At 47.6% G+C, this 16,263-nt stretch carries 17 protein-coding genes; 12 read left to right on the plus strand and 5 right to left on the minus strand.

Going from position 1 to position 16,263, the window contains the following annotated elements; translation table 11 throughout:
• Positions 1-73: 73 nt before the first annotated feature.
• From KNP94_RS06760 to KNP94_RS06770, 3 genes are all read left to right on the plus strand, one after another.
• The gene (locus KNP94_RS06760; protein WP_215115467.1) at positions 74-772 is read left to right on the plus strand and encodes a polyphosphate polymerase domain-containing protein; all 699 of its coding nucleotides are present in this window, start codon (positions 74-76) and stop codon (positions 770-772) included.
• Between the two features lie 46 nt (positions 773-818).
• A complete protein-coding gene (locus KNP94_RS06765) occupies positions 819-1,502 on the plus strand; it encodes a DUF4956 domain-containing protein (protein ID WP_088838290.1) in 684 nt (227 codons plus the stop codon).
• A gap of 99 nt (positions 1,503-1,601) precedes the next feature.
• Positions 1,602-3,551, plus strand: a complete 1,950-nt coding sequence (locus KNP94_RS06770; protein ID WP_215115468.1) for a CotH kinase family protein — start codon at positions 1,602-1,604, stop codon at positions 3,549-3,551.
• A gap of 54 nt (positions 3,552-3,605) precedes the next feature.
• Here KNP94_RS06770 and KNP94_RS06775 read toward each other — a convergent pair whose 3' ends face one another.
• Both KNP94_RS06775 and KNP94_RS06780 read right to left on the minus strand, forming a co-directional pair.
• Complete coding sequence (locus KNP94_RS06775) at positions 3,606-3,848, minus strand: hypothetical protein (protein ID WP_088838288.1); 243 nt, start codon at positions 3,846-3,848, stop codon at positions 3,606-3,608.
• Between the two features lie 49 nt (positions 3,849-3,897).
• Complete coding sequence (locus KNP94_RS06780; protein WP_215115469.1) at positions 3,898-4,530, minus strand: HNH endonuclease family protein; 633 nt, start codon at positions 4,528-4,530, stop codon at positions 3,898-3,900.
• A 230-nt stretch (positions 4,531-4,760) separates the two neighbouring features.
• Between KNP94_RS06780 and KNP94_RS06785 the strand changes: the two genes are divergently transcribed.
• The 6 genes from KNP94_RS06785 (at position 4,761) to KNP94_RS06810 (ending at position 11,235) form a co-directional block, all read left to right on the plus strand.
• Positions 4,761-4,979 (plus strand): hypothetical protein, encoded by a 219-nt coding sequence (locus KNP94_RS06785; RefSeq protein ID WP_088838286.1) that lies wholly within the window; start codon positions 4,761-4,763, stop codon positions 4,977-4,979.
• Positions 4,980-5,006: 27 nt separating this feature from the next.
• A complete protein-coding gene (locus KNP94_RS06790) occupies positions 5,007-5,186 on the plus strand; it encodes a hypothetical protein (protein WP_088838285.1) in 180 nt (59 codons plus the stop codon).
• 125 nt (positions 5,187-5,311) lie between these two features.
• Complete coding sequence (locus KNP94_RS06795) at positions 5,312-6,508, plus strand: DUF4317 domain-containing protein (RefSeq protein ID WP_215115470.1); 1,197 nt, start codon at positions 5,312-5,314, stop codon at positions 6,506-6,508.
• 257 nt (positions 6,509-6,765) lie between these two features.
• A complete protein-coding gene (locus tag KNP94_RS06800) occupies positions 6,766-7,866 on the plus strand; it encodes an alpha/beta hydrolase (protein ID WP_215115471.1) in 1,101 nt (366 codons plus the stop codon).
• Positions 7,867-7,870: 4 nt separating this feature from the next.
• The gene (locus KNP94_RS06805; protein ID WP_215115472.1) at positions 7,871-10,651 is read left to right on the plus strand and encodes a glycoside hydrolase family 3 protein; all 2,781 of its coding nucleotides are present in this window, start codon (positions 7,871-7,873) and stop codon (positions 10,649-10,651) included.
• A 59-nt stretch (positions 10,652-10,710) separates the two neighbouring features.
• A complete protein-coding gene (locus KNP94_RS06810; RefSeq protein WP_088838281.1) occupies positions 10,711-11,235 on the plus strand; it encodes an SF0329 family protein in 525 nt (174 codons plus the stop codon).
• A 47-nt stretch (positions 11,236-11,282) separates the two neighbouring features.
• Here the strand turns inward: KNP94_RS06810 and KNP94_RS06815 are convergent, their stop codons facing one another.
• The gene (locus KNP94_RS06815) at positions 11,283-12,278 is read right to left on the minus strand and encodes a tRNA dihydrouridine synthase (RefSeq protein WP_214766257.1); all 996 of its coding nucleotides are present in this window, start codon (positions 12,276-12,278) and stop codon (positions 11,283-11,285) included.
• A 139-nt stretch (positions 12,279-12,417) separates the two neighbouring features.
• Positions 12,418-14,004, minus strand: coding sequence for an FMN-binding glutamate synthase family protein (locus KNP94_RS06820; RefSeq protein WP_215115473.1), 1,587 nt, complete (start codon positions 14,002-14,004; stop codon positions 12,418-12,420).
• 160 nt (positions 14,005-14,164) lie between these two features.
• Here KNP94_RS06820 and KNP94_RS06825 point away from each other — a divergent pair, with 160 nt between their 5' ends.
• From KNP94_RS06825 to KNP94_RS06835, 3 genes are read left to right on the plus strand one after another with little or no spacing between them, the layout of a single operon-like run.
• Positions 14,165-14,644, plus strand: a complete 480-nt coding sequence (locus tag KNP94_RS06825) for an LURP-one-related/scramblase family protein (protein WP_215115474.1) — start codon at positions 14,165-14,167, stop codon at positions 14,642-14,644.
• A 21-nt stretch (positions 14,645-14,665) separates the two neighbouring features.
• Complete coding sequence (locus tag KNP94_RS06830) at positions 14,666-15,175, plus strand: LURP-one-related/scramblase family protein (RefSeq protein WP_215115475.1); 510 nt, start codon at positions 14,666-14,668, stop codon at positions 15,173-15,175.
• Complete coding sequence (locus tag KNP94_RS06835) at positions 15,176-15,706, plus strand: NUDIX hydrolase (protein WP_214808499.1); 531 nt, start codon at positions 15,176-15,178, stop codon at positions 15,704-15,706.
• Between the two features lie 50 nt (positions 15,707-15,756).
• On the opposite strand, the gene KNP94_RS06840 is transcribed toward KNP94_RS06835, so the two are convergent.
• On the minus strand, positions 15,757-16,119 hold the full coding sequence (locus KNP94_RS06840; protein ID WP_214846179.1) for a hypothetical protein: 363 nt from the start codon (positions 16,117-16,119) through the stop codon (positions 15,757-15,759).
• Between the last annotated feature and the right edge of the window lie 144 nt (positions 16,120-16,263).

Consider the following 16,263-nt stretch of genomic DNA (forward strand, 5'->3'; position numbering starts at 1 on the left):
ACTTTAAGCAATTTTTAAGGTTCATCTTTAATAATCAAGGCATGAGGAAGTTATTAAAAGGGAGTTGAACGCTATGCAGGCAAAGACGTTGAATGGTGTACAAGGGCGGACGGAGCTTAAGCACGAGCTATCAAAAATGGATTGTTACCTGCTTCGCCATCGATTGAAGCACGTTATGGAGGTCGATCCTCATGCAAACGAGGAAGGCAAATATCATATTCGAAGCGTGTATTTCGATAACATCGATAATAAAGTGCTAACGCAAAAAAAAGAAGGCTACTACGACCGTGATAAATTTCGTGTGCGGTTGTATGACCATCGTATCAGTCTTCTCCATTTGGAGAAGAAAAGTAAGCGTAATAATTTCACGTACAAGCAAAAATGTCGCATTCGCATTGAAGAGTATGAAGACATGCGAAATGGCGAGATTTCTTGGATGGAACATGATGAACGAATGTTGATTCGTGAACTCTATATTGAAATGAAGATGTATCACATCAAACCAATGACCGTAGTGGATTATGAACGTGAAGTGTTCATTTATCATTACGGGAATGTCCGGGTCACGTTTGACAGTGATATCAAAACCAGTTTTCGAAATAATGACGTTCTCAATTTTGATTTGCCGATGATTGAAACGAATCCGGATGTCGTCATTTTAGAAATTAAGTATGACGAATTTCTACCGGATGTCATAAAAAAACTTCTTCAGATTGGTAACAGACGAAAAGGAACGTATTCAAAATATCAAATGAGTCGAATGTACGGATAATAAAAAAGACTAACGTATAAAAGATTAGTCATTTGGAGGAATAGAAATGGAAAATGTAACTTTTGATGATATTTTCAAGTCCAATATTTTAGAGAAAACAACGAGCTTTTCAATTGTTGATTCTTTGATCGGTTTAGTGGCAGCGTTTATTTTAGGTTTATTGATTTACACGGTATATAAAAAGACATTTGCCGGCGTGATTTATTCTCATACGTTCAACATCTCGCTGATTATCATGACGATGGCGACTTCACTCATTATCATGGGGATTTCGTCAAATGTCTTGTTGTCTCTTGGTATGGTTGGTGCGCTATCGATCGTCCGTTTCCGGACACCGATTAAAGATCCGATGGACATTGTTTATCTTTTCTGGGCAATCGTAGTCGGGATTTTATGTGGAGCAGGATTCGTTCCTCTGGCAGTATTAGGTTCTATCGCCATTGGTCTAGTTTTAATTTTGTTCGTGAATAAAATCAAAATCGAAAATCCTTATTTACTTGTTATCAAATATAACGAAAATTCAGTCATTGAATTAGTAGATCACGTCGTCAAGAATTATGCGAAGAAACATACAGTCAAATCAAAGTCTGTGTTACCCGGTAATCAGTTTGAGGTAACTTACGAAATTCGTGTTAAAGAAGACGATATGGAATTTTTAAACACACTTTCAGATATGAAAGGTGTTCAATCAGCGGTCATGATCAGTTACGACGGGAACTTTACTGCCTAATTAAAAGAGAGAACCTCAAGTGGCAGCAAGAAAACTCTTGCTGCCACCGCTGTTTCAACTAAACAGATCACTTAAGATTTACGTAATGGAGGGGTGGAAATGTTAATAAAAAAAAGATGGATTATCGCGTTAATGCTCGTTGCGATTTTCTTTACAGTGGGGAGCCTTTATACGGTTCAAGAGTTTCAACTACAAAAAGTAAATTCTGCGTATTCGTATGACGAAACCATGTTTAATAAAGATGAAGTTTCTACTATTGAGATTTCAATGGATGACGATGAATGGGAGGATTTGATTGAAAATCCGCTTGAGGAGGAGTATAAAGAAGCTTCTATCACGATTAATGGAGAAGAAGTTTCGAATGTAGCCATCCGTACAAAAGGAAACTCCTCATTAACATCAGTTGCTCGTGATGAAGATTCAGACCGGTATAGCTTAAAAGTAGATTTTAACTATTACGATTCCAATCAAAGTTATTATGGTCTATCCAAACTCAATTTAAATAACAACTTTAGTGACACGACACAAATGAAAGAGTTTGTTTCTTATGAATTGATGGAGCAAATGGGAATAGAGACACCGGAGCATGCCTACATGAAGGTCATGGTGAATGGAGAATACTATGGACTGATGCTCGGTGTAGAAGCAATTGACGAGACGTTTATCGCCCAAAATTATAATACGACGGAAGGGTACTTGTATAAGCCGGACGGTACAGGTAGTGATTTGGTTTATATAAGTGATTCACTTGAAGATTATGACGGTATCGAAGTTGAAATGAATGAAGAAAGTGTAGACGAGTCTGAACTGATCTCGATGCTGAAAGCCATCAATGAAGGGGAGGGGTATGAGGATTACCTGAATACGGATGAGATGCTCCGCTATTTTGCCCTGAACACGTCTTTAGTCAGCTTAGATAGTTATCAAGGCCAACTGAAGCATAATTATTATCTCTACGAAGATGCAGACGGTGAATTTTCAATTTTACCTTGGGATTATAATATGTCGTTTGGTGGATTTAACATGGGTGGTGGCGGTCAGGGTGGACCCGGTGGTCAAGGCGGACCGGGCGAAGAAGCTACACAAAATGGTGCAGACACACAAGGTGAAGAAGTAACAGCTCCTGAAACTAGACCGGAACAAGTCCCGCCCACGCAGGAGTCTGATACAGATGCAGAACCGGTAACTCCTCAAGCAGGTGGAGGGAATCAAGGTGGCGGAACGCAGGCTGGAGAATTATTAAGTGAAGACACGATCAACTTCAGCATAGATCAGCCCGTTTCTGATACAACTTTATCTGAACGTCCTTTGTTGAACGTACTATTAAGTGACGAAACCTTATCGAAGCAATACGAGGAGTATCTAGAAGAAATTGCGACTGAAATTTTAACTGAAGAAAACGTGGAGTCTATTACGTCGAAGCTCGGTATCTTATTAGAACCCTACGTCGACAGCGATCCTTCTAAATTCTTTACAACGGAAGAATTTTTAGAAGGTGTCAGTGGTGAAAACAGTCTCCCAGAGTTTGCTAAACAACGCAGTGAATCAATATTAGCTCAATTATCGGGTGAACTCGTGGTTGACGCTGACGAGGTAGCTGAAAACAATTCAGCTGCAAATCAAACCCCAGACAATAATAAACAAACTACGAATGAAGAAGGTGCACCAGCACAACCAGGAGGGAATATGGGGCCAAGACCCGACATTAACTCGATGACAGATGAAGAATTTAATCAATTTGTCGAACAGATTCAATCTGGAAATCTGCCAATCGCCTTACCAGATGATTTTGAGACGATGACGATTGAAGAGAAAAAGACGTACCTCAATGAAAATATGGGGGGCGGACAAGGACAAGGACAAGGACCGCCTCAAAATGCTGATGGAGAAAATCCAAATAACAATCAACCCTTAAATAATGAAGCGAGTAACAATGCAGACAGTGACGAAACGAGTGGAGACTATACGAAAAGCGATGCGTATATTCTGTTTGCATTCTTAATGAGTTCAGTCGGTGTGATTGTTGCCTTTCGTCGCATCGGACGATAAAACATTTAAAAGCAGCCAAGACGAGAACCTTCGCCATGGCTGCTTTTTCTCTTCTTAAGTACGTTCAAGCACAGTTGCTAACATCCGGTGTACCACGTCATGATCGCGGGCATCATATAACTGATAATCTTTCCCTGGTAAGGTATAGACGTCTGTTGCCCCGGCATATAAAATCGCAAGCTCCAGCATGCCGTCCTCCTGGCATGTCGTCCGTAATTCCAGCTCGCCGCTGATGACGCCGACTTCATTTGTCATCACACCATGCGTGGCGGTGAAAGTAGAGGTTTTCGTTTCCATCGAATCAGTCCTTCCGGATAACTTGATTTATGGGGAATGTGTGCTTCTTTTAGTAATAACATGTGTTTAACATCGTTTGTAATGCTGTTTTTTCGGCTGCTTGGAGACTTAAGCCCCAGCGACTTTTTGTATGGATCCACATCTTCGAGTAACCACAGCTTGCACCCGAGCGTGTCGGTTGCCATGTTGATGGATCCTGGTCTCCTTTTGAACGGTTCGAGCTTGCGGAGATCGCAATCAGTTGCGGACCTGTCAGATCGTTTGCGAATGCTTGACGGGTCGTCGTCGTCCAACTGCTGGCCCCTGAACGCCAGGCTTCAGCGAGCGGTACGACGTGGTCGATGTCGAGATCGGACGGGTTCGTGAACGTCAGCCCGTCATAATAACTGTACCATGAGCCGGACGTGACCGGACAATTGCCGACGTAGGAATCCGCATCGCGTTTCAAGACGACTTGGCGTGTGTCACATCCACCACCTTGGCTGCTCCAATGCGGGAAGAGATCACGGGAGTAACCGGTCATCGTGCCCTCGGTCTTAACCGTTAGTGCATTTAATTCAGACTGAGCGGTTGCTTTTGACGGAAGTCCGGACGGGAGTGCCGAGACGGGTGAAAGGTCGAACTGAAATGCAGTGAGGAACAAGACAACGGATACGGCGAGTAACTTGAGTTTCTGGAACATGAACTGCCTCCTCTTATGTAGGTTATGATGAGAGAATCCTCTTACACTTTTCAGTATGCCATTGAATTTTTTTAAAAGGGTTGAAATCATGTAAAAATTACAAAAATTAAATGGTATTGACATGGACAATATGAAGACACAAAGAAAGTAGATTTATAAAACTGCCATAATAATAAAACTAGGAACTTTCGATGAAATAAAACGTATTAATTGAAAAAGGGGCTGAGACCATGAAAAAAAGGTTACATTCATCTATTACATCTATCGTTCTTTTAACTGGTTTAGCGTTCGCGGTAGCCATTTCACTCGTCTTCGTCCAACGCCACCTTAATACGGTTCAGATTGAGTCGATTGTCGAGCAAGCGGATGAACGAGGTCTCGGCTACGAATTGGTGATCCATGAACCAATTACGAACTCTTACAGTTTTAGAGCCTTCGAACAGGATTGATACGAATTCCGTCAAAGGAGAAATCCATTGAAAGCCATCAGCCAGTTTTTACTGTTTTATGCCGTTACGGTGATGATCATTTATGTCGTCTCGATTTTTCTGCCGGTCGCGCTGAATTTCATCGTCTACTTTTCCATCGCGTTGCTGATTTTTCTGGTCGGTTATCTAATTAGACATTATTTATTCAGTTCCCGGGCGAAGAATTGAACTCTGTCAGCGAATTTGATTCAAATCTTGTATAGTAAAGGGGTACCTCTGTTCGATTCGGACAGGAGGCACTCTTTTTTTAAGAGCCATCAGGAATTCAAACGCCAAGGAGCTGAAGCTGTACCGTGAACAAACAAGACATCAGTGATATCCGTCGCCATTTTAAGGTCGACTCGGAACTACTTAAAATCAACGAAATTTATAATGTATATATCCGCAAGGAAACGAGTGAAATTTTCTATGAAGAAAGCCGACCGTTCGCTTTTCTCGAACTCGAGCAACAGGAACTATTCCTCGCGAACTTCAAGAAAGTTTTAACCGGTAAGCTCGACATCAAGCTGTTTGAGGTCAAGTTCCAGCAGCCGGAAGAAGGCGCGACCGGACATACGCAACAGTTGCTGTATGAAGGATTGTACACGGAAGAAACGGAAGACTGGACGGAGCAGATGCAACAGATTGCGCTGAAGATGGTGCAGGACGTGCAGTACGAAAACGATATCGTCGTCACGTTCATCCGTGGGCAGTATTACAAGACGACGAAACGGCAGGCAGACGAGACGGAAGTTGATAAGAACGATGAAGTCTATACGACACCGTTCATTCTCAGCAGTCTCAATCAGACGGAACTGCCGAAACAGTCGCTCGTCTTCGACTACGTTGATCTCGAATTCAAATCGAACCTGCTGATCAATCCGGTCATTAAACTCGCGTCACCGATCGGCGGTTTTTTATTCCCGTGCTTTACCGATAATGCGGCGGACGTCAACCGTGTCCTTTACACAGCAAGCAAGCCGAATAAACCGGACCTTGCCTTCATCGAAAATGTCCTGAACGGGGACCATATCGTGACGGCGGAAGAAGATAAAGCGGTCTTTGAAGAAATCGTCAAACTCGTCATCGGCGAAGAAGTCGATTCCAAAACGCTTGCCGGCGTCTATGAGGAAGTCAATCACCTGCTTGTGCTTGAGGATGAAAAAGAAGACGAGCCGGAAGAGATTCCGATGCTTGACGTCAAAGAAGTCGAACGGGTCTTAAAAGCGAGCGGCATCGAAGACGTCGACACGGAACAGGTCGAGCGGGCGTTTAAGACAGTCATCGATGATACGGCATACGAGATGAAAGCGAGCAACATCATCCCGAATTATGAAGCGAAGTCGATTAAAATTAATACGAAAGTCGCAAACATCACGGTCAGTCCGCAAGACTTGAAGTACATCAAACAGGTCAATTACAACGGTAAACAGTGTCTGTTGATTGAAGTCGAGGAAGATACAATCATTGACGGCTTTAAGCTTGTTTCCGAAGAAAATATTTTAAGTTAAGTCAAAAAGCCATTCATTTCACGTCATTCCGGTAAGGGAAGCACGCGAAAGATGAGTGGCTTTTTTGGAATCATCCAGAATGATTGATTAATCGGATAAAGATGCGTATGATTGGTTTTGTAAGCGGTATCTTTTTATTGATAAAGGGGATACCGAAAATTTTTTGGAGATTTACGAAAGCGGTTTCGATACTTATTTTTACAAATGATGTTTCTCTTATAAACATGATAAAAAATCCAGTTGCAGGAGGAAGATGTATGAGCGATTACAGCAACCTTGTTCAGAAACTAACGACAGAAACGACGGGGGTACGACAGGCAGGTGTCGAAGTTGTCACCAAATCGGTGCCGGACCGTCAAGAAAAAGGTGTGCTCGATCCACGGGTCATGGACGTGATGCAGCAGCAAGTACATTCACCGGAACCCATCCCGTTTTCACTCGAAGCGGCACGGGCCGGGATGGGTTGGATCAATACTGATCTGACGACGACAGACATCACGACGGAAGACATCATGATTCCAAGTAGGGAACAACCGATTCCGGCACGAATCTATCGTCCCCGGTCGACGGAACCGTTACCGGCGGTTGTCTATTTCCACGGCGGCGGCTTTTTCGGCGGGACACTTGAACCGGTCGAGCACCCGTGTAAGTTGTTGGCAGAACGGGCGCACGTCGTCGTCATTTCGATTGATTACCGGCTCGCACCGGAACATCCTTTCCCGAGCGGTCTGAACGATTGTTTTACGGCCGTCAGATGGGTCTATGAACAGGCGCATGAGCTCGGCATCAACCGCGAGCAGCTGGCTGTCGCCGGCGACAGTGCCGGCGGCAACCTGGCGACCGTCTGTGCCCTGCTTGACCGCGAACAACAGACAGAGATGATCCAGTACCAAGTCCTGCTCTATCCGGTCGTTAATCTTGCCGCCTTGCCGACGGACGACTTCGAGTGGCGTCTTGACGCGTACGAGATGAACGAAAATCGTGAGTTACTTGAAGGGATTGTCACAGCACTTGAAGACACGGATGGCTTGTTAAACCGCTTGTACCTGCAAGGGACGACGGACGTACAGGATCCGCACGTCTCACCACTCTTCAGTGACAAGCTGGCAGAATTACCGGAAACGTTAATCATCACGGCAGAGTACGATTACCTCCGTCTTGAAGGCGAAGCGTACGGACGGAAACTCGCGCGGGCCGGCGTCAAAACAAAACGGATTCAGTACAACGGCATGGATCATGCCTTCATTGAAAAACTCGGGCAATACCCGCAAGCGGAAGACTGCATCACGGAAATCGCGAACGGTCTTCAGAAACGGTTTGCTGAGATAAAATCTGATACAAACACCATAGGGGGATGAGCAGATGACGACATACACGCTAGATTGGGACGCTTATACAGCACTTGCACGAAAGACGGCCGCAGAAGGCGCGGTCCTGTTAAAAAATGATAATCAGACGTTACCACTTGCTACCGGGACAACGATTTCTGTTTTTGGACGCAATCAGTTCAATTATTATAAAAGTGGAACAGGATCAGGTGGAATGGTCAACGTCTCATACGTAGTCAGTCCGCTCGAAGCCCTGCAACGTCATCCGGATTTGACACTGAACCAGTCGTTACTCGACGTCTATGAAGCATGGCTCGAAGATCACCCGTTTGATAAAGGGGAAGGTTGGGCGGCAGAAACATGGTCACAGGAAGAAATGCCGGTTAGCGATGAGTTGGTCGCAGCCGCAGCGGAACAGTCAGATGTCGCCATCGTCATGATCGGCCGGACAGCCGGTGAAGACCGGGATAACACGGCGGACCCGGGCAGTTATCTGCTGACGGACGTCGAGTTGACGTTGATCGAAAAAGTCTCGCAGACCTTCCCGAAGACGGTTGTTTTACTGAACGTCGGGAACGTCATCGATATGCAGTGGGCAGTCGATTTCAATCCGAGTGCGATTCTGTACGGATGGCAAGGCGGGATGGAAGGCGGCAATGCTTTGGTCGATCTCTTGACGGGCGCTGTCACACCATCCGGGAAACTGCCGGATACGATTGCCCGTTCACTTGATGCGTATCCGTCGACACCGTACTTCGGTCACGAAGACCGGGCGATTTACAAAGAAGACATCTATGTCGGGTACCGTTACTTCGAGACGTTTGCGAAAGACGACGTTCTCTATCCGTTCGGATTCGGCTTATCGTATACGACGTTTGACGTCGCGACGGAGACGGTCGATATGACGGATCAACAGGTGACGTTAACCGTCACCGTCACCGTCACGAATACAGGAGAGCACAGCGGAAAAGAAGTCGTCCAGGTCTATCTTGAGAAACCACAAGGGAAGCTCGGCAATCCGGCGCGCGGACTTGTGACGTTCGCGAAGACCCAACTCCTTGAAGCGGGTCAAAGTGAAACGCTGACGTTAACGGTTCCACTGACGGAATACGCGAGCTACGATGACTCCGGTCTGACCGGTCATAAATCGTCTTACGTCATCGAAGCGGGAGCATATCATCTGTACGTCGGAACAGATGTCCGGACGGCGGCGCACGTGGCCACGCAAACGATCGGGCAGTTACAGGTGATCGAGACGTTAAGCGAAAACATGGCACCGGTCACGGCATTCGACCGCTTGAAGCCGCAACAGACGGAGACCGGTTACGACGTGTCGTACGAAGCAACACCGCTGCGGACGATTGATCCGGAAGCCCGTCGCTTAGCGGAACGTCCCGTAGAGCGGATCTACTCGGACGATCAAGGACTGACATTGCAGGACGTTTACGAAGGCAACACATCACTCGACGTGTTCCTCGATCAGTTGACGGATGAGGATCTCGCCGCAATCGTGCGCGGTGAAGGGATGAATTCACCGCGTGTCACACCGGGAACAGCGGCGGCGTTTGGCGGCGTGACCGACCGGCTGACGGCGTTCGGGATCCCGGCAGCCTGCTGTGCCGACGGTCCGTCCGGCATCCGGATGGATATCGGAACAAAAGCCTTTTCACTTCCGAACGGGACGCTTGTCGCCTCGACCTTTAACGTCGAGCTCGTGGCGGACTTGTTTGAGATGACAGGTCTTGAACTTCGGAAAAACGGCGTCGATACCTTGCTCGGACCGGGCATGAACATTCACCGTCATCCGCTCAACGGGCGAAATTTCGAGTACTTCTCGGAAGATCCGCACCTGACGGGGATGATGGCGGTCGCTGAACTGGACGGGATGCACCGGGTCGGCGTGACGGGAACACTTAAACATTTAAGCGCCAACAACCAGGAATTCCATCGCCATGATCTCGATTCGATTGTCTCGGAACGGGCCTTACGGGAGATTTATCTCAAAGGATTTGAGCATGCTGTCAAACGCGGACAGGCCTATGCGATCATGACGACGTATGGTGCCGTCAATGGCCTTTGGACCGCAGGACTCTACGATCAGAATACACGGATTCTGCGTGACGAGTGGGGCTTTGACGGTGTTGTCATGACCGACTGGTGGGCGAAGATCAATGCTGAAGGAACGGACGCGAACCGTCAACAAACGGCAGCGATGGTCCGTTCGCAAAACGATTTATACATGGTCGTCGGTGAATCGGGTGCCAATCCGTTTGAGGATGATACATTAACATCAATCACTGACGGCACATTGACACGGGCGGAGCTACTCCGGAGTGCATCAAACATTTGCCGCTTCATTCTCCGCTCACCGGTCATGGAACGGGCGCTTGGTCAAGAAGCGACAGTTGAAGTGATAGGATTACCAGAAGAAACAATGGATACAAACGAACAAGCCATGACGCATCAACCACTCATCAGTGGTGTGCCACTGGTCTTCGATGAACTTGTTACGTCAACTGGGAACAGTCATGTTTTTGCTGTGACTGCAGAAGAGACAGGTATGTATCATGTTTCGCTAGAAGTACGTTCGTTTGCCGGTGAGCTGGCGCAGATGCCGGTGACGCTGTTTGCGAACAATATGCCGGTCGCGACCTTTACATTCAACGGGACGAACGGCGAATGGGTGACGCAAACGAAAGACGTTTTCGTCTTTAATCCGCATAATTACTTCAAGCTCTACTTTACGCTCGGGGGTCTTGATGTGAAGCAAATTACTTTCACGTTGACGGAGTCGTTCGATATGAAGAACGGGTAAACTAAACACCAGGCAGTCAGTTGCTGCCTGGTGTTTGATGTGTGTAAAAGGAGGACCCGATGCAATTCTCAAAAATAAAAAAACAGATGTTGTCGTTTGTCGCACCATCGCTTCAGACACGTATAAATCTCTATGCAACAGTCGATCGTCATTTTCATGACGGCGAAGCTCGAGTCTGGATGACACTGGATGGAAAACCCTTTTTTAAGGCCGAAGATTTACGTTTTACATTAGAGTCAGATCGTCGTTATGCGTTGGTGAAGAACCGCTTGCCGGAAAAGCCGGAACAGATTACGTTGGAAATCTTTCAATCAGACTGGTATAAGGCATCAAGTGAATTAGACCAGCAAATCGAACGGGAGTTGGAACAAGAGGGATGGCATGCCAATTATGCCGTCCAACAGGATTTTCTGTTGTACCCGACACTATCAATTGAAGAAGCGTTGACGCATCCCCATGCCTTTATCCGCGGCTTTGCCTTGCTCGACCGGCGTGTCGGAAAGCGGCGGCTTGAACGGGTGACCTGCGACACACCATTTGAATTCACCTGTTTAAAGATTCGACTGGAAGCGGTAGCGAACTGACGACAAAAAGAGCAAGGCGCGTGGCCTTGCTCTTTCACATGATTACATTAAATCGAAAACGAATTGACGGCGTGAATGCCTTCCTGTTCGACGAATTCGTCGAGCAGCGCCCGGACGTCGTCCGTTGAATTCGTTTCCATCAAACGGGCGCGCAATTCGCTCGCCCCGCGGAAACCGCGGACATAAATCTTAAAGAACCGACGGAGCGGTTTGAACAGACGGGGTTCGAATTCCGCTGAATACTGATCATGCAGGTCGAGTTGCAGACGTAACAAGCCTAGTAACTCTTCGCTCGAGTGCTCTTTCTTTTCGACTTCGAACGCAAACGGGTTATGGAAAATCCCGCGACCGATCATGACACCGTCGACACCGTACTGCTCGACGAGTTCCAGACCGTGCTGCCGGTCGTTGATGTCTCCGTTGATTGTCAGGAGCGTTTGCGGCGCGATTTCATCGCGGAGTTTCTTGATTTCCGGAATCAGTTCGAAGTGCGCCGGGACGGCACTCATTTCTTTACGCGTCCGCAGGTGAATCGACAGATTGGCGATGTCCTGCTCGAGAATGTGGCGTAACCAGTCGTGCCACTCCTCGATTTTCGAATAGCCGAGACGCGTCTTGACGCTGACCGGCAGACCGCCGGCTTTCGCTGCTTGAATCAGTTCGGCCGCAACGTCGGGACGGTTGATCAAGCCTGATCCTTTTCCGTTGACGGCGACGTTCTGGACCGGGCAACCCATGTTGATATCGATGCCTTTAAAGCCCATTTCCGCCATCCCGATACTCATCTCACGGAAATATTCCGGCTTGTCGCCCCAAATGTGGGCAACCATCGGCTGTTCATCTTCCGTGAACTCGAGGCGTCCGCGGACACTCTGTTTGCCTTTCGGATGACAGTAACTCTCGGTGTTCGTAAATTCAGTGAAGAAGACATCCGGCCGCGCTGCTTTCGCGACGACGTGACGGAAGACGACGTCGGTGACATCTTCCATTGGTGCAAGTACAAAAAATGGTCGTGGCAGGTCCTGCCAAAAGTTGTTTTTCATCGTATATAAAACCCTTTCCTTAAGGTAATTCGTTTTGTTCAATTAAAATTTCATCAACTATATACTTTAAGCGTATTGCAGAAAAAGTGCAAGCAGCTGACTCCACAGATCGTAGGAGTCAGCTGCTTGCACACGTCAATCATTTCAATGGATTGTAGTTCAGCGCCGTTGCTTTCGTGACATGACCATTTTGATCCTTGTAGATGATGTGTTCAGCCGTTAGCTGCGTCGGGCTTTCAAGTCCGGCCGCTGCCGTCAAATTATAGAGCCCTTCCCGAAGCGAGATGATGTAGTTCGTCACCCGGAAGCTCTTCTCGTCGACGATGAGGGCCTTTTGCAGTTTCGGATCCGTCGTCGCGACACCGACCGGACAATGGTTTGTGTGACAGACTTGCGCCTGAATGCAACCGACGTTGAACATCAGGCCGCGGGCGATGTTGACGAAATCAGCACCGAGCCCTAAGGCGACGGCAATCTTATCGGCACTGATCAACTTACCGGACGCAAACAGTTTAATCCGGTCGCGAATCCCGTATGCGACGAGGAGCTGATGGACATAGGGGAGCGCCGATTTGATCGGAAGACCCGCCGCGTCGGCGAGCTCCTGGAACGACGCCCCGGTCCCGCCTTCGCCGCCGTCAATCGTAATGAAATCGGGATGTTTGCCGGACTCCGCCATATAGGCGACAAGATCCTTGATATCATCGACTTTCCCGACGACGATTTTGAGGCCGACCGGCTTCCCACCGATGTCGCGTAACTTCTCGACGAATGCCAGCATCTCGGCGTTCGTCTTGAACTCATTAAAGCGGTTCGGACTATCGATGCCGACACCGGCTTTGACTTTCCGGACTTTGGCGATCTCCGGTGTGACCTTTTCACCTTCGAGGTGACCACCACGCGTTTTTGCACCTTGGGCAAGTTTTAATTCGAATGCTTTGACTTGGGGAATTTGACTTTTCTGTTCAAATTCTTCGAATGAAAAGTCACCGTCTTCCGTCCGGACGCCAAACAGTCCGGGACCGATTTGGCAAATGATATCGACGTCGCCTTTTAAATGATGGTCGGACAGACCGCCTTCGCCTGTGTTCATCCAGGCACCTTGAGCGCGTCCGAGGCCAATCGACAGCGCAGTGATCGCTCGGTCTCCAAGTGCACCGAAGCTCATCGCCGATTGTCCAATCAGTCCGCGGACTTGAAACGGCTGGCGGCACGTCGCTTCACCGATGATGGGGGCGTCGTCGTCCTGTAATAAAAAGGGCGCGACTTGTTTTTCGACGAGATGTTCTTTCCGGGTGAATAAATTATCTTGATCGAGTTCATATAAGTAGGTTGGAACTTTGTTATCGTTCGCGACCCGGAGTTCATCGCGGTTCGTCGGAAAGAGGGCATTCTGGATATAAAAACCGGCTTCATCGAAGTCACGTTCTGATCCAAAACCGAGAATCCGTGAATTGTATTTACCGGCGATGACGGCTGATTTGTAATCGTTTCGGGAAAATGGTTTTCCTTCATTGTTGTTCAAGAACAGGTATTGCCGAAGTTCCGGACCCATCTTTTCTAAGATATAACGCATTTTACCGAGGACGGGAAAATTTCGGAGGACGGCATGTTCTTTTTGACGTGAATCGGTCGCCCATAAGTAGAGAACGACAATAAGCGGGACGATGAAGACGAGCGCAACGAGCAGAAGTAAGGTAATCAAGATGACGGTATGGATGGGCATGAGTGGACCTCCTAAGCGAACTGTAGTCTTAATCCGATACCACTCACGAGACGCTAACAAACCTAACTAACTATGTGAAATATTCGTATTGTGTTGAAACTAAATACTAGTGTGGTGCGTAGGATAATAAAACTTCTGAATTTCGAAAGGATGAAGAGCCATGCACACACTTTACATGAAACAGAAAATATTCAGTTTACGGGGGCGTTTTTCGATTCAAGATCAGCAGGAACAGGATGTCTATCTTGTCGAAGGGAGCTTCATGCAAATTCCGAAGACCTTTTCGATTTCGAGCGTCGACGGGGAAGAAGTCGCCACCATCACGAAGAAAGTATTCAGCCTGTTGCCGAAGTTTTTTGTTGAGGTCGATGGCGAAACACTGACGATCGAAAAATCATTTACATTCTTTAAAGACCGTTACACGATTGACGCGGCAGATTTAGAAATCGACGGCGATTGGTGGGACATGGATTTTCAAATCAAACGTCATGGGGAAGTCGTCGGGAGCGTCGAGAAAAAATGGTTCACGTTTGGTGACAGTTACGAGATTCAAGTCTTTGACCCGGATGTCGAGAAGGTGTTGATTGCGCTGGTCGTCGCAATTGACTGTGTCAAAGAGGACGAAGAGGCTAGTTCATAAACCGAACTCAGGGAGGAACCGATGAAAGCACTTTTGATGAACCAGACGATGGATTTGAACCGTCGTTTTACGATTGAAGATGAAGCCGGACACGTCACGCATGAAGTGACGGGGCAGTTGTTGCAAATGCAGAAAAATTGGCAAGTCGTACAAGAAACAGCCGAGGTCGGCCGCGTGACGAAACAGACGTTCAGCATGCTGCCGCATATCCTTGTGGAAGTGGACGGGCGTGTCGTTGCGACCATTCAAAAAACCGGGTTTTTGATGTTTGCGGATTACCGGATTGACAGCCGGGACCTGCAGATCGACATCAACTGGGCGACGATGACGTTTAGTGTCACGTATCAAGGAAACAAAATCGGTCAAGGCAAAAGACGGTGGGTTCGTCTCAGCAAACAGTACGAACTGACACTGTTCGACGAGACGGCGGAGACACTGTTTTTAAGTGTCGTGCTCGGACTCGACCGGGCGAAAGCAGACAAAACGGTCTCGACGCTGTTTGCGGACAATTGGGCAGGGGGGAAGAAGTAAATGGAACAATGGGATATCTATACCGCGGACCGCGAGAAAACAGGACGGACATGGACACGGGGAAAGAAGTTACAAGGCGGCGATTATCATCTAGTCGTGCACGTCTGTCTGTTTAACTCAAGCGGCGAAATGTTGATTCAGCAACGGCAACCTTTCAAAGAAGGCTGGTCCAACTTGTGGGACTTGACCGTCGGGGGAAGTGCGGTCGCGGGAGACACGAGCCAGCAGGCGGCAGCACGGGAGCTGTTTGAAGAGATTGGCCTGCGCTATGATTTTGAGGGCATGCGCCCGCATTTGACGTCGCATTTTGATGAAGGGTTCGATGATGTTTACTTAATTGAGGCAGATATCGATTTGTCGACACTCGTCTTACAACAGGAAGAAGTGCAAGCTGTCGCCTGGGCGACGGAGGAGGAAATCATCGCCCGGATTCAAGCAGGGACGTTCATTCCGTATCATGAAGGTTTAATTCCGATGCTGTTTGCGTTACGTAAACAACGCGGCAACATCACATCATACGCGTTATTGTAACTAAAAACCCATCGTATTTTCGTCAGGAAACACGATGGGTTTTTGCAATGTTACGCCGTTTTTTTCGAAGCGGGTTGCGTCTGCTTCGGTTTTGTTTCAGGTAAGAAAAAGCTGAACAGCAGATAAGTCGAACAGCTGACGAAAAAGACGACCATCGAGACGGTATAGCCCATATGACCGAGGGCATAGCTCCAAATGATGGTGAAAATCGTCTGTGTCGCATAAGCGATTGCCCAAAACAGACCGAAGAGGACGGTGATTTTTTGCGGTGTCATCCCTTTCATCTCATGTGCCAAGTTCATGAAAATCGGATACTGGATGTACATCGCAAAACCGGAAATGAAGGCAAAGATGTACGAAACGAGTGGCGAGATGTTGCCGAACGCAACCGTAACGATGAAACTGCCAATCATGATGAGTCCGCTGGTCAGGAGAATCGGTTTTCGCGGTGTTCTGCGACTGCCGATTTTCAGACCAACAAAGTTCCGATGATTCCGGCACCGGAGACAAGCAGATTGACGAGTGAGCCGTTCAGTTCGGTATACGTATCGAAAACG

This window comes from Exiguobacterium sp. s80 (assembly GCF_018618725.1).
Lineage (GTDB): Bacteria > Bacillota > Bacilli > Exiguobacteriales > Exiguobacteriaceae > Exiguobacterium_A > Exiguobacterium_A oxidotolerans.

Bases quoted from the DNA above. Each gene is read 5' to 3' on its own strand.
- KNP94_RS06760 (WP_215115467.1), top strand. From the start codon at position 74: ATGCAGGCAAAGACGTTGAATGGTGTACAAGGGCGGACGGAGCTTAAG.
- KNP94_RS06765 (WP_088838290.1), top strand. From the start codon at position 819: ATGGAAAATGTAACTTTTGATGATATTTTCAAGTCCAATATTTTAGAG.
- KNP94_RS06770 (WP_215115468.1), top strand. From the start codon at position 1,602: ATGTTAATAAAAAAAAGATGGATTATCGCGTTAATGCTCGTTGCGATT.
- KNP94_RS06775 (WP_088838288.1), bottom strand. From the start codon at position 3,848: ATGGAAACGAAAACCTCTACTTTCACCGCCACGCATGGTGTGATGACA.
- KNP94_RS06780 (WP_215115469.1), bottom strand. From the start codon at position 4,530: ATGTTCCAGAAACTCAAGTTACTCGCCGTATCCGTTGTCTTGTTCCTC.
- KNP94_RS06785 (WP_088838286.1), top strand. From the start codon at position 4,761: ATGAAAAAAAGGTTACATTCATCTATTACATCTATCGTTCTTTTAACT.
- KNP94_RS06800 (WP_215115471.1), top strand. From the start codon at position 6,766: ATGAGCGATTACAGCAACCTTGTTCAGAAACTAACGACAGAAACGACG.
- KNP94_RS06805 (WP_215115472.1), top strand. From the start codon at position 7,871: ATGACGACATACACGCTAGATTGGGACGCTTATACAGCACTTGCACGA.
- KNP94_RS06810 (WP_088838281.1), top strand. From the start codon at position 10,711: ATGCAATTCTCAAAAATAAAAAAACAGATGTTGTCGTTTGTCGCACCA.
- KNP94_RS06815 (WP_214766257.1), bottom strand. From the start codon at position 12,278: ATGAAAAACAACTTTTGGCAGGACCTGCCACGACCATTTTTTGTACTT.
- KNP94_RS06820 (WP_215115473.1), bottom strand. From the start codon at position 14,004: ATGCCCATCCATACCGTCATCTTGATTACCTTACTTCTGCTCGTTGCG.
- KNP94_RS06825 (WP_215115474.1), top strand. From the start codon at position 14,165: ATGCACACACTTTACATGAAACAGAAAATATTCAGTTTACGGGGGCGT.
- KNP94_RS06830 (WP_215115475.1), top strand. From the start codon at position 14,666: ATGAAAGCACTTTTGATGAACCAGACGATGGATTTGAACCGTCGTTTT.
- KNP94_RS06835 (WP_214808499.1), top strand. From the start codon at position 15,176: ATGGAACAATGGGATATCTATACCGCGGACCGCGAGAAAACAGGACGG.
- KNP94_RS06840 (WP_214846179.1), bottom strand. From the start codon at position 16,119: ATGATTGGCAGTTTCATCGTTACGGTTGCGTTCGGCAACATCTCGCCA.